8 protein-coding genes are annotated in these 12,259 nt (G+C 43.0%); 7 read left to right on the plus strand and 1 reads right to left on the minus strand.

Annotation, left to right across the window (positions count from 1 at the left end):
- The first annotated feature begins 182 nt into the window (after positions 1-182).
- The 6 genes from BJR36_RS10900 to BJR36_RS10925 all read left to right on the plus strand — a co-directional run bounded on the left by BJR36_RS10900 (position 183) and on the right by BJR36_RS10925 (position 7,614).
- Positions 183-1,067 (plus strand): LysR family transcriptional regulator, encoded by an 885-nt coding sequence (locus BJR36_RS10900; RefSeq protein WP_091234033.1) that lies wholly within the window; start codon positions 183-185, stop codon positions 1,065-1,067.
- A 123-nt stretch (positions 1,068-1,190) separates the two neighbouring features.
- Entirely contained in the window at positions 1,191-2,066 is an 876-nt protein-coding gene (locus BJR36_RS10905) for an SPL family radical SAM protein (RefSeq protein ID WP_091234035.1), read from the plus strand.
- A gap of 12 nt (positions 2,067-2,078) precedes the next feature.
- Entirely contained in the window at positions 2,079-2,189 is a 111-nt protein-coding gene (locus tag BJR36_RS21035; protein WP_091234038.1) for a TfoX/Sxy family DNA transformation protein, read from the plus strand.
- 90 nt (positions 2,190-2,279) lie between these two features.
- Positions 2,280-3,029 (plus strand): LytR/AlgR family response regulator transcription factor, encoded by a 750-nt coding sequence (locus tag BJR36_RS10915; RefSeq protein ID WP_242875534.1) that lies wholly within the window; start codon positions 2,280-2,282, stop codon positions 3,027-3,029.
- Entirely contained in the window at positions 3,029-4,354 is a 1,326-nt protein-coding gene (locus BJR36_RS10920; RefSeq protein ID WP_091234040.1) for an ATP-binding protein, read from the plus strand. Before BJR36_RS10915 ends, BJR36_RS10920 begins: the two co-directional genes overlap by 1 nt.
- A gap of 176 nt (positions 4,355-4,530) precedes the next feature.
- Positions 4,531-7,614, plus strand: a complete 3,084-nt coding sequence (locus BJR36_RS10925) for a glycoside hydrolase family 3 N-terminal domain-containing protein (protein ID WP_091234043.1) — start codon at positions 4,531-4,533, stop codon at positions 7,612-7,614.
- Between the two features lie 279 nt (positions 7,615-7,893).
- Here the strand turns inward: BJR36_RS10925 and BJR36_RS10930 are convergent, their stop codons facing one another.
- Positions 7,894-8,889, minus strand: coding sequence for an AraC family transcriptional regulator (locus BJR36_RS10930; protein WP_091234046.1), 996 nt, complete (start codon positions 8,887-8,889; stop codon positions 7,894-7,896).
- 213 nt (positions 8,890-9,102) lie between these two features.
- Here BJR36_RS10930 and BJR36_RS10935 point away from each other — a divergent pair, with 213 nt between their 5' ends.
- Positions 9,103-12,009, plus strand: coding sequence for an alpha-L-rhamnosidase (locus BJR36_RS10935; RefSeq protein WP_091234047.1), 2,907 nt, complete (start codon positions 9,103-9,105; stop codon positions 12,007-12,009).
- The last annotated feature ends 250 nt before the right edge of the window (positions 12,010-12,259 follow it).

Consider the following 12,259-nt stretch of genomic DNA (forward strand, 5'->3'; position numbering starts at 1 on the left):
TCTCGTACACAAAATTTCTTCTTTTTTTCCAAAATCACCAATATTCAATTTTCAATCTACATTTGCATCTTTTGATTCTAACTCCGAGAAGTTATGTTATTATAGTAGCACACATCCATAAAGTAAAATTATTTATTGTGATGGATATATAAAAATAATTTATAGATAATATGGAGTTGCATATGCTGGATTTTAGAATAGAAACATTTTTGTGTGTCTGCAAGCATCTGAACTACACAAAGGCAGCAGAAGAATTGAAAATAACACAGCCCGGGGTATCGCAGCATATTAAATATCTGGAAGCTAATTACGGAGATAAGCTGTTTCGCTATACCAATAAAAAGCTGGCTCTCACACAAGCCGGTATGGAACTGCGAGATGCCATGATTTCGGCGAAACACGATTATATGCATCTGAAGAAGAATATCAAGGAACGTGCAGACGGGACAAAGCGGATCAAATTCGGCGCCACCCTTACGGTTGGTGAATTTCTGCTGCCGCCTAAAATAAGAGATTATATCAGAAGAAATCCCAATACGCAGATTGATTTTACCATAGCAAACACGAAAGAGCTGCTGGGTTTATTAGAAGACGGCAAGATTGATTTTGCAATGGTCGAGGGCTATTTCAAGAAAAGCGGATACGAATACAGGACAATATCCAATGAAAAATATGTCCTGGTCTGCGGAAATGAGGATCCCCTGGAAAAGGTGGAAGCGTTTGAGGAATTATTTGGGCATAACTTGTTAGTCCGGGAAGATGGATCCGGCACGAAAGAAATTCTGGAACGTTATCTTTCTGAGCATGGATATGCAGTTTCTGATTTCTCAAGCATATCAGTGATCAATAATATACAGGTGATCAAACAGCTGCTTGAGGGCGGATGCGGCATAAGCTTTCTTTATGAAATCGCCGTGAAAAAGGAACTGGAAGAAGGAAAACTGAGGGCGGTTCCAATAGCAGGATTTGACCTGCACCATGAGTTTAATTATATATGGCGCAAGAACAGTGTTTTCTGCGAGTATTATGAAACATTATTTGCTTCTTTGTTTGGCGGGGATGAATAAGATGCTAAGCAGGATTTGAAAAAGTATTAAATAAATCTTTGAGAGAAGAATTTATGAGAGCAATAGACAAATGTCAGCAGGCATTTGATCAGGCTGATTAATTGATAGAAATGGGGAAGTATCATGCATGAGACAAAGGTGAAATCTATTCTGTCCGCTCAGAACGGCATGAACATGTACCGAGGGTGTACTCACGGCTGTATCTACTGTGATGCGAGGAGTACCTGTTATCAGATACTGCATGAATTTGAAGATATTGAAGTGAAATCGAATACTGCAGAATTACTGGAACAGGCATTACGAAGCAAGAGAAAAAAATGTATGATAGGAACCGGAGGGATGAGCGACCCGTATCTTCATGCTGAAAAGCAGCTGAAGATTACCAGAAGATGTCTGGAACTGATTGATGAATATGGCTTTGGGGTTGCGATACAGACTAAATCCGATCTGATACTAAGGGATCTGGACCTGCTGAAAAGTATTAACAGAAAGACCAAGTGCGTTGTTCAGATGACTATGACTACATATGATGAAAATTTATGCAGAATTCTGGAACCAAATGTTTGTACTACAAAGCGCAGGGCAGAAGTCTTAAATATCATGAGAGAGGAAGGAATCCCCACTATATGCTGGATGACACCAATACTGCCTTTTATTAATGATACAGAAGAAAATATAAATGGTATTTTAGACTATTGCAAGAAGGCCGAGGTATATGGAATTCTTCTCTTTGGGATAGGGCTGACCCTGCGTGATGGGGACAGGCAATACTTTTATAGTAAGCTGGATCAGAATTTTCCAGGGATGAAAGAAAAATATGTCAGGACATATGGTAATGATTATGAGATTCCATCTCCAAAAAGTGAGCACCTTATGAAAATCGTCAAGACGGAATGCAGTAGAAATAATATCATATGCGATGCCAGTCAGTTATTTGCTTACATGCGCTTGTTTGAAGATAAACAGGCAGGAAGGCAAATGAGTTTATTTGAAGATTAAGGAAAGAGACGAATAAACAGGCTTTATGCTTTGGAAGGTGCAATACGGGGAATCAGGAAAACCTTATTGCCGGATGAGAGAAAAGCAGAACTCAGGGAGTTTTATAAATGGCATAAGAGATAGAAAATAGTATGAATGCAGGTTTGACAAATTCCAGTAAGGAAGATACTATTAGGGCTAATATCAAAGTAATTACAAGGGGAGGAAAAGTAGATGTATTTGTTTCTAAAATACATCATACAAGAGAATATGATTCGTATTGCAATTGTGGAGGATGAGAGAGACTGCCAGCTTTCATTGGCTGAGTATCTGGGTCGATTTGGAAATGAAAATGATAAGAAGTTTGATATTGCATTGTTTGATGATGGGATGGATATCACAGAGAATTATGAATCCAGATGGGATATCATCTTCATGGATATCAAAATGAAGCACATGGATGGCATGACAGCCGCAAGAAAAATACGGGAGTATGACAAGGCGGTCATCATCATATTTATCACGACCATGGCGAAATTTGCGATTAAAGGCTATGAGGTGGATGCATTGGACTTTGTCCTGAAGCCACTGAAGTATCCGCAGTTCGTTGACAAAATGAAAAAGGCGCTCAGTTCGCTTTCCAGAATTTCAGAACACAAATATCTGCTTTTACCTGTTGAAGATAGAAAAGAGCGTGTTTCTACGGAACAGATCATGTTTATAGAGGTCAAGGGCCATAATCTTTATATAGTCACGGAACAGGGTACTTATACGATGCGCTATTCCATTTCAAAACTGGAAAAGGAATTGACCGGATATCATTTTATACGATGCAATAATTCCTACCTGATTAATCTTAAAAATGTGACTGGTGTGGAGAAGGATATTGTGATGATTAATGAGAATAGAATACCAATCAGCAGAACGAGGAAAAAGCAGTTTCTGGAGTCGCTGTCAAATTATCTGGTCGGGGGATATCGCTGATGAATAGCTTTCCATTATCAAGCCTGCTCATTTATTTTCCGCTGGAATTATTCGGTGCGGTCATCGTTTATGGGTTTTTATTAAAAAGAAGAACTCATTTTGCAGCAAGAATGATCATTTTTGCTTTGCTCAGCTATTTTGCTGTAGTTCAACTATTGTCAGGAGTTTGGGAAATAGCAGGTATAGCTGATTTGACAAGTTATAAGACAAGTTTTATGATGTATGGCCTCTTATGTGTCTGCATATTTTTATCCATGATAGTTGTCGTATGGGGCACCTGTGATGTCAGATTCCGTGAAGCGGTCTATTGTGCGACCTGTGCATATCTGACGGAGCATATGGTCTACTGTATCCGGATTCTGATCAATCATGTATCTGGAAAAAATCTCACAGATGCCGGTACAATCTGGTATTATCTGGTGCATGCGGGGGCGTACTTTATCGCATACCATATATTTGTAAAACGGATGATCAGCGGAAAGCATTATGCGGCGGGAGCCGTACAATCTTTGTGGCTGAGTTTAAGCACCCTGTTCATGGTTCTGGTAATGAGCCTGGTAGCGAGTGCATATGAGTTTGCCTGGATCCATGGGATTTATGCATTTTTCTGCTGTTTTTTTGTACTCATCAGCCAGGTGAATCAGTTGAAACAGTTAAATCTGCAGAATGAGCTGAACTACAACCAGCAGCTCTGGATCAAGCACAAGGCCCAGTATGATATGTCAAAGGAAAACATTGATATCATTAACCGGAAATGCCACGATCTTAAGCATCAGGTGGCTGCTTTAAGGCAGATCAGCGATCTGGAAAAGCAGAAAGAAGCGATTGATTCCATGGAACATTCCATTCTGATTTATGATTCCATTTTGGAGACAGGAAATGAAATTCTGGATACAGTATTAACCGAGAAAAGTTTAATCTGCACTGCAAACAATATCGATTTGAACTGCATGATAGATGGAAAACGGCTGGATTTTATGGATACGGTGGATCTGTATACATTGTTTGGAAATGCTCTGGATAATGCGATTGAAGGGGTGCTGAAGCTGGATCGCGAAGAGAACTGCGGCATCAGCATACTGGTCCATGAGAAAGTCAACCTGATCTTTATCCAGGTGGAAAATCACTTCCGGGGAGGGCTCCAAATGAAGAACGGACTGCCTTTGACCGACAAGGAAGATAAGAAATATCACGGGTTCGGACTGAAAAGCATTATTCATGTGGCAGAGAAATATGGCGGATTCGTCAAGATAGAAACGGATTGCCAGATATTCGTACTCAGAATTACAATTCCCATATATGAAAAAGCATTGACTGTCCAGTAGCCTGTTACCGTGTCCTGAACAGCCGCCAAAAGTATTGGGATCTGCCTCTGCCTGTGAGTTGTGACACAAAATTGACCAGTTAGGACATGCAGAACAAACAGAACAGGTACCATGATAAAATCCTTATAAATTGTGCACAATTTGAAAGAGATGCGAAATTCTTAGGGAGGTTAATCATGGAAACAACACAAAAAAGAGTGAAGAAAAAGAGAAAAGCAGGGAAAAATGGAAAGGTTATCAAAACGGTCATTTCAGCAATATTAGTAGTGGTCATGATCGCTGCGATTGTGGCTGCGAATAGTCTTCTGGTCGAAAACAGCCGTATCGTGAATAATATAATGGGATTCAATCAAAAGACGATCAGCAGTTCAAATGTGGATTCCACCGGCCTGGACCTTGCATACAACAAATCTGACTATACGCCTGAAGAAATCGGTGCAGCAGAAGATTCCCTTTATGATTCCATATCAGCCGAAGGAATTGTTCTGCTGAAGAATGATGATCAGGTATTGCCGCTTTCCAAAGAAACTACCTTCAGTTTTTTCAGCGTCAATGCGGCGAAAATAAGTATTGGCGGAGGAATGATGGGTGGCGGCATCAGCTTGAAAGATGCCTTTGATCAGGAATCTGTGAAGATGAATGATGCGTTATGGCAGTTCTATTCCAAAGGGGATGGCTCTGAGTATGGATTGGGATCTGGATCCATCAGCTATGGAGACAGTGAAGATTTCAGCATCAAGGAATGCCCGCTTTCTGTATTAGAGGGAAATGAAGAGGTTATGGAAAGCCTGAGCGGAACCACACCGGTCTATTTCCTGAAACGTGTAGCCGGAGAAGGCCGCGATATGCCTCGTTCCATGTACAATCATGCAGATAACAAGGAAGACCAGGCAAAAAGCTATCTGGAACCGGATACGACAGAACTGGAAATCCTTTCATACTTAAACGATAATTTCAATGAGGTGATTCTTGTAGTCAACTCAAATGCAGCCTTAGAGCTTGACTGGCTGGCTGATTTCCCTAATATCAAAGCAGTCATCTATGCGCCGGATGGACTTGCTGCGCTTCCGGGCATACTCACAGGAACCATAAATCCGTCGGGAAGGACTGTCGATACCTTTGCTTCAGATGCACTGGCTTCACCTGCAGCGCAGAATATAGGCGATTATGCTTATTATGCGGAAGATGGAACTCCGACAAAATACAATTATGTCAGCTACAAAGAAGGAATCTATGTAGGATACAAATACTATGAAACCCGCTATGAAGATGTCGTATTGGGACAGGGAAATGCAGGGGAATATGAGTATGCTTCTGAAGTGTGCTATCCGTTTGGTTACGGATTATCCTATACGACATTTGAATGGGGCAATCAGCAGGTAACCTGGAACGATTCAACATGTACAGTGACAGTAGATGTAACGAATACAGGTGATGTGTCAGGAAAAGATGTGGTGGAAATCTTTGTACAGAGTCCGTACACGGAATATGACAAGGAAAATCATGTGGAAAAAGCCTCTGTACAGCTTGCGGGTTATGATAAAACGAAGGAACTGCAGCCAGGTGAAACTGAAACTGTGACAGTTACATTTGATGAAGAGCAGTTGAAAGCATATGACTACACGAATGCAAAAACTTATATCCTGGATGCCGGTGAATATTATATTGCCGCAGGAAAAAATGCCCACGATGCGATCAACAACATACTCGCGGCAAAAGGGAAGACTACAGCCGAAGGCATGACCAGCGACGGAAATCAGAATCTGGCGTCAACATATACACCGGACATTGCAGATACGGACGCAGTGACCTACTCTGTTGATTCCTATAGCGGAGAGCAGATTACCAATCAGCTGGATGCTGCAGATGGCGATATTGCCTGTCTTTCAAGAAGCGACTGGCAGGGAACATGGCCTGAACACGACGGAGTGGCAAGTTCCGTAATCAGTACATGGGGAAATGAGATAAACGGCACTGATGCGGAGGGCAATCCTGCTTCCTATACCTATTACAAGACAATCGACAGTGAAGGGCTCGCACAGCTGGATTCTTTCGATTCCCTGAGCCCCGTGGATCCTGAAAGCTTTCAGGATGAAATCGTATATGGCGAAAAGAATAATTTGACCTTGATTGAAATGCGCGGCCTCGACTTTGATGATCCCCTTTGGGAAGACCTGCTCGATCAGCTGACACCGGAGGATTATTATAATACGATCGGAATATCAGGTTATGGCATTGAGTTTATCGATTCTGTGAATATGCCTTTCTGTAAAGATGCAGATACGGCAGCAGGCCTGATTTACGGCGGGACAGGAAAAATGTTTCCAAATATGATGACCCTGGCGCAGACCTGGAATCAGGATCTGGCACTGGAATACGGCACCATGATCGGCAATGAAGCAGTATTAGGCGGAGCTGACGGATGGTATGCTCCATCCATGAACATTCACCGCACACCTTTCTCAGGAAGAAATGGTGAATACTATTCAGAAGACGGATTCTTATCCGGAACAGTTGCCTCTTTAGAAGTAAAGGGAGCGGCTTCAAAAGGACTTTATACCTACATCAAGCATTTCGCATTCAATGACCAGGAAAACCACAGAGGCGACAGAGACGGCCAGTTTGGCCTGGCAACCTGGCTGAATGAGCAGGCAGCACGTGAACTCTATCTATTGCCATTTGAAATCTGCATGAAAGTGGGGAATATTGAGCAGAACTATCTTGTTAAGAATGAAGATGGGACATATAAGAATGCAGCCCGGGAAATTCCTGCCTGTCAGGCAGTCATGACAGCTTTCAATCGTATGGGTTATACCTGGACCGGAGGATCATATCCGTTAATCACAGGAATCCTCCGGAATGAATGGGCATTCAACGGATTGATCATCACGGATAATGCCAATACAAGTCTCTTTATGGACTGTTATCAGATGATTGAGGCGGGAGGAGATATAAAATTAACTTCTTTAAGTGATTCTGCCCGTTTTGACTATGATAAAAACGATGCGGCTACCTACCATTATGGAAGGGAAGCAATGCACCGTCTTCTGTATACGGTTTCCAACTCCAAGGCAATGAATGGAGCGATGCCAGGAAGTGTATTTAAAAATGAAATGCTGTTTACAGAAAAATTAAAAATTGGCATTAATATCGGATGCGGTATCGGTATTGCGCTTTTGGTTCTGTTTACTATATTGCGTTTTGTAAAAAAGAAAGAAAAAAGCAAAGTAGTTTGTGATATTTCATACTCGAACGAATAATAAAATCAAATAGGACGTGATGCAAAACATGTTCATTCGCAGCGCGCTCTCGCTTAAATGAAGACGTAGTGGTACGTAAGGCCGCAAAATACGAGACCTAAGTACCAACGTCTTCATAAAGCTGCTCATTGAATCTTGTTTTGCATCACTGCGTGTTGGATGGCGAATGTGCAAATCGATGAAACTGAATGTTGCAAGAGAGCTTTGGACACTCTAATCCAGAGTATAAAAACAGAACATTCGGCATAACCATTTAGAACAATCATCCAGTGAAGTGATCTACAATGGATTTGCATAAAACCCCGAGTCACCATGCTGCTTCCTGTATTCAGCGGGACTCATCCCATATTCTTTTTTGAACAGACTATAAAAACTGCTTTTATCTTTATAGCCGATAATAGCAACGATATGCTCGATGCTGTAATCAGTATAGAGCAGATAGTTTATGGCATTCTGCAACCGGATATGAACGATCAGGTCACGAAAGGTCTGCCCTGTCTGTTTGTGGATCAGTGCAGAAAGATATTTTGGGTGGTAATTGAACTGTGAGGCAACGGCATTCATGCTGACAGTCTGATAATTCATGTAAATATAGTCGATAATCTCTGCCATCGCTGTGTTGCCATGGCGGGAATGTTCCGTGCCGCATCTTATAATGAATGAAAAAATCAAAGTAAGCAATGACTCGATGATAACCTGGCTGTATTGCTTTTTATCAAGATATTCTTTTGTCAAAAGTTCAATCAGATGATCTGTATCCTTATCCAGAGACTGAAGATACAGGAAAGATGGTTGTTTTACATTTTCAACACGATAGCGTATAAAAAAGGCATTGAGCAGCGGATCGTGAAACAGTACCTGAAACAGGGATTTCTGGAACAGGTTTGTGGGAAGTACGATGTTAAGTATCAAATCTGTTTCTTTCGTATATTTTTTAAAATAATGCACCGCATTGGGATTCATGATACAGAGATTTCCTTCCTGCAGATGGATTTCCTGTCCATTAATGACACCAATCGGAGATCCCTTGCAAACATAAATCAGTTCAAAAAAATCATGATAGTGCTTAATGCTGTTTCCGCTTTCGCGGTGGAATGACATGAACAGGGATTGCGAAGCGTCCCGAAAGAAAAAAGAAGCAGAAAAAAGAAGCGGGGAATCAGATGATGGTTTTTCAGCTTCTTTTTTTGGTACGGAAAGCAAAGCGCGTTTGGCGTTTTCTTCCTCGATTTTGTCTGAGTGCTCCCAAAGCTTATTGATTAAATTCTGTTCCATAATATCTTACCTCACAACACAGGATGTATTACCTGGGAATATTTAAAATCCTACTGTATTATTATATAATCCATGTATGTGAAAAGCCAGAAGAATCATGCGATAGATCAAAAAAATACAATCGGGAAATGCCGGAAAAATCGTTGTGTGAAATGGTAAGCATAAACCGGCATAAGAATAGTAAAAATCAGCAGAATAAAAGGAGAAGCTCAAATGAAAATCACATCATGCAAAACAAATCATATTGTCAACCCACTCGGGTATGGCATGGAACAAGCAACGATATCATGGATCGCAGAGGATACATCATCCAAAAAACAGTTGGCGGCCCAAATTATTGTGTCACAGGATGCCGAAATGAAAACGGTGATCTATGACAGCGGAAAAACTCCGGAATTATCCAGCCTGGCTGCAGAGCTGCCTGTAAAACTGGCTCCGTATACGAGATATTACTGGACAGTCAGGGTGTGGGGAGATGACGGAGACGAAGCTGTTTCTGATGTGAACTGGTTTGAGACCGGGAAACGTGAAGATGGCTGGCAGGCAAACTGGATTACTCCTGAATGGGAAGACAAAAACATTCATCCCTATATGAGAAAATCCTTTCATATCAATAAGAAGATAAAGTCAGCAAGAGCGTATATCACAGGCATGGGGCTATACGAGCTTGAAATTAACGGAACCCGTGTCGGACAAGAACGCTTGACGCCATACTGCAATACTTATGATGCATGGGTGCAGTATCAGACGTATGATGTAACAGAATCGCTGCAGGAAGGGAACAATGCCGTGGGCGTGCTGCTTGGCAATGGATGGGCGAAGGGACGATTTGGAACATTCGGCGATCTGAATACCCCCTACACTGATTCGTTTGCACTCCTGTGTGAATTACGCATCACATTGGAAGACGGAAGTGTAGAGGTTATCTGTTCGGATTCAGACTGGAAATGCAAACCATCTCCGATCATAGACGATACGATTTATAATGGCGAGATTTATGATGCCACCAGAGAAATACAAGGATGGTCCAAAGCAGGATTTGATGATTCGGACTGGGAAAAGGTACGGGAATTTGATGCGGCAGGGCTTGGAAAGGTAACTGACAGGCTTTCGCTCCCAGTACTTGTGAAGGAAACGCTTAAGCCCGTGGAGCTGATCCGTACGCCGGCCGGTGAGCTTGTAATCGATATGGGTCAGAATATGGTTGGCTGGCTACGCATCCATATCAGGGAACCGAAAGGAACGCAGATTAAGATTTCCCATGGTGAAGTACTGCAGGATGACAATTTCTATCGTGATAATCTCCGTGAAGCAAAAGCAGAGTATATCTATACATCAGACGGAACCGATCGTGTCATAGAACCTCATTTTGCCTTCTATGGTTTCCGGTATGCGAAACTGGAAGGATTTACTGAGCCGGTTCAGATTGAGGATTTCACCGGCTGCGTCGTATACTCCGACCTGGAACAGACGGGGGAGATTGAAACATCGGATCCATATGTGAACCGCCTCTTTCTGAATGCATTATGGGGGCAGAAAGGCAACTTCCTTGATGTTCCGACAGACTGTCCGCAGCGTGACGAAAGAATGGGATGGACCGGCGACGCCCAGGTATTCAGCGGGACGGCATCCTTTAATATGGATACGTATGCTTTTTATGTGAAGTTCATGCAGGATGTTTATGAGGAGCAGAAGTTCTGCGATGGCATGGTTGCAAGTACTGTGCCGACTTTCAGCAAAATGAAGGGCTCAGAAAGCAGCTTTGCAGGCGGCGGCGCCTGCGCATGGGGAGACTGTGCGACGGTGATTCCATGGGAAGTATATCTCCATTTCGGAGACAAGGCGATTCTGGAAAGGCAGTATGAAAGCATGAAAGCCTGGGTCGACTGGATTAGAAGACAGGATCAGCAGTCAGGGGATCATAAACTCTGGACGGCAGGCTTCCACTTTGGAGACTGGCTGGCGTTGGATGGACCGATCGAAGGCGGAGTCATGGGCGGAACTGATAATGGGTTGCTGGCATCTGCGTACTACAGGCTGTCCACGAACATCCTTTCAAAAACGGCGAAAATCCTGGGTCATACAGAGGACGCAGCATTCTACGGCGCCCTCTCGGAGCAGATCAAATCAGCAATCCAGGATGAATTTTTCACTAAAAACGGACGTTCTGCTATCCAGACGCAGACTGCACATGTTGTGGCATTGCATTTTGACCTGGTGCAGCCGGAAGTCAGGGACAGGGTGCTAAAGGATCTGCAGGTGCTGCTGAAAAAGAGCGGCATGCATCTCAAGACCGGTTTTATTGGAACGCCGTACTTATGCCGTGCACTTTCAGACAATGGAGACTCCGAGAGCGCTTATAAGCTTTTTTTCCAGGAGGACTATCCAAGCTGGCTGTATGAGGTCATGATGGGAGCGACTACAATCTGGGAAAGATGGAATTCCATCATGCCTGATGGAAAAATATCGGGCACCGGCATGAATTCGCTGAACCATTACGCTTACGGGTCAATTGTTGAGTGGATGTACCGTAATATGTGCGGCATCAATCCAATTGAAGAGGCGCCGGGCTTCAGGAAGTTTATAATTAAGCCCTCCGTATACGGGAAGTTGAATTATGCAAAGGCAAAAATCAAATCTGCCATGGGCATGATCGAAAGCGGATGGACCAGGGAGGAGGATGGAACGCTGACAATAAACATAGCGGTTCCTTTTCATGCGGAGGCTGTTGCATATCTGCCGGATGCGGACCTGCTGGCTGTGAAGGGCCTGGAGGGGCTGAGTGCCAGCCAGGATAAAGATAAGGTGAAGGTAGAGCTGCCGGCTGGGCGTTATACATTTTCTTATCTGCCGTCAAGGGACTATGATATGAAATATACAATCGAAACATCCCTACAGGAACTGCTCGTAACGCCTGAAACAAGAAAGATTCTGGAGGATGCATTGCCGCTGCTTCTACAGGCCGCGTCTGGAGATATGGGATTCGAGCTTCCCTACAGTATTGGTGAAGCTGCCCAAAATGCAGATTCATTCATGTTTGGGATGATGTTTGGCGAGGCCGACCTGAATCTCCTCAATGAGAAACTGATGGCAGTTCCGGTGAAGCTCAGAACACTGTAAGATGGCAACGTGTCAGTGCACTAGGTTCAGAGGTCATCAAAAATCGAGTGTTATGTAAATCCAGCATAAAAATATCTCACAGGACAGAGGTTCTGAACAGTTTAGCCAAAATGCGCCATGCGGGGTTTCCCATATGGCGCATTTTTGGTACAATACCTGTACAGAGAAGGGCGGCTGTGTTTTTGCTTAGTTATAAGCAGCCTTAAAAACAAAAGCGCGAACTTGTCTGAAACAGGAAAAGGTGGAAAAA

It is taken from the genome of Anaerobium acetethylicum (assembly GCF_900096945.1).
GTDB lineage: Bacteria > Bacillota > Clostridia > Lachnospirales > Lachnospiraceae > Anaerobium > Anaerobium acetethylicum.

Excerpts from the sequence above, each read along its gene's own strand:
- BJR36_RS10935 (WP_091234047.1), top strand. The coding sequence starts at position 9,103 with ATGAAAATCACATCATGCAAAACAAATCATATTGTCAACCCACTCGGG.
- BJR36_RS10925 (WP_091234043.1), top strand. The coding sequence starts at position 4,531 with ATGGAAACAACACAAAAAAGAGTGAAGAAAAAGAGAAAAGCAGGGAAA.
- BJR36_RS10930 (WP_091234046.1), bottom strand. The coding sequence starts at position 8,889 with ATGGAACAGAATTTAATCAATAAGCTTTGGGAGCACTCAGACAAAATC.
- BJR36_RS10920 (WP_091234040.1), top strand. The coding sequence starts at position 3,029 with ATGAATAGCTTTCCATTATCAAGCCTGCTCATTTATTTTCCGCTGGAA.
- BJR36_RS10905 (WP_091234035.1), top strand. The coding sequence starts at position 1,191 with ATGCATGAGACAAAGGTGAAATCTATTCTGTCCGCTCAGAACGGCATG.
- BJR36_RS10915 (WP_242875534.1), top strand. The coding sequence starts at position 2,280 with ATGTATTTGTTTCTAAAATACATCATACAAGAGAATATGATTCGTATT.
- BJR36_RS10900 (WP_091234033.1), top strand. The coding sequence starts at position 183 with ATGCTGGATTTTAGAATAGAAACATTTTTGTGTGTCTGCAAGCATCTG.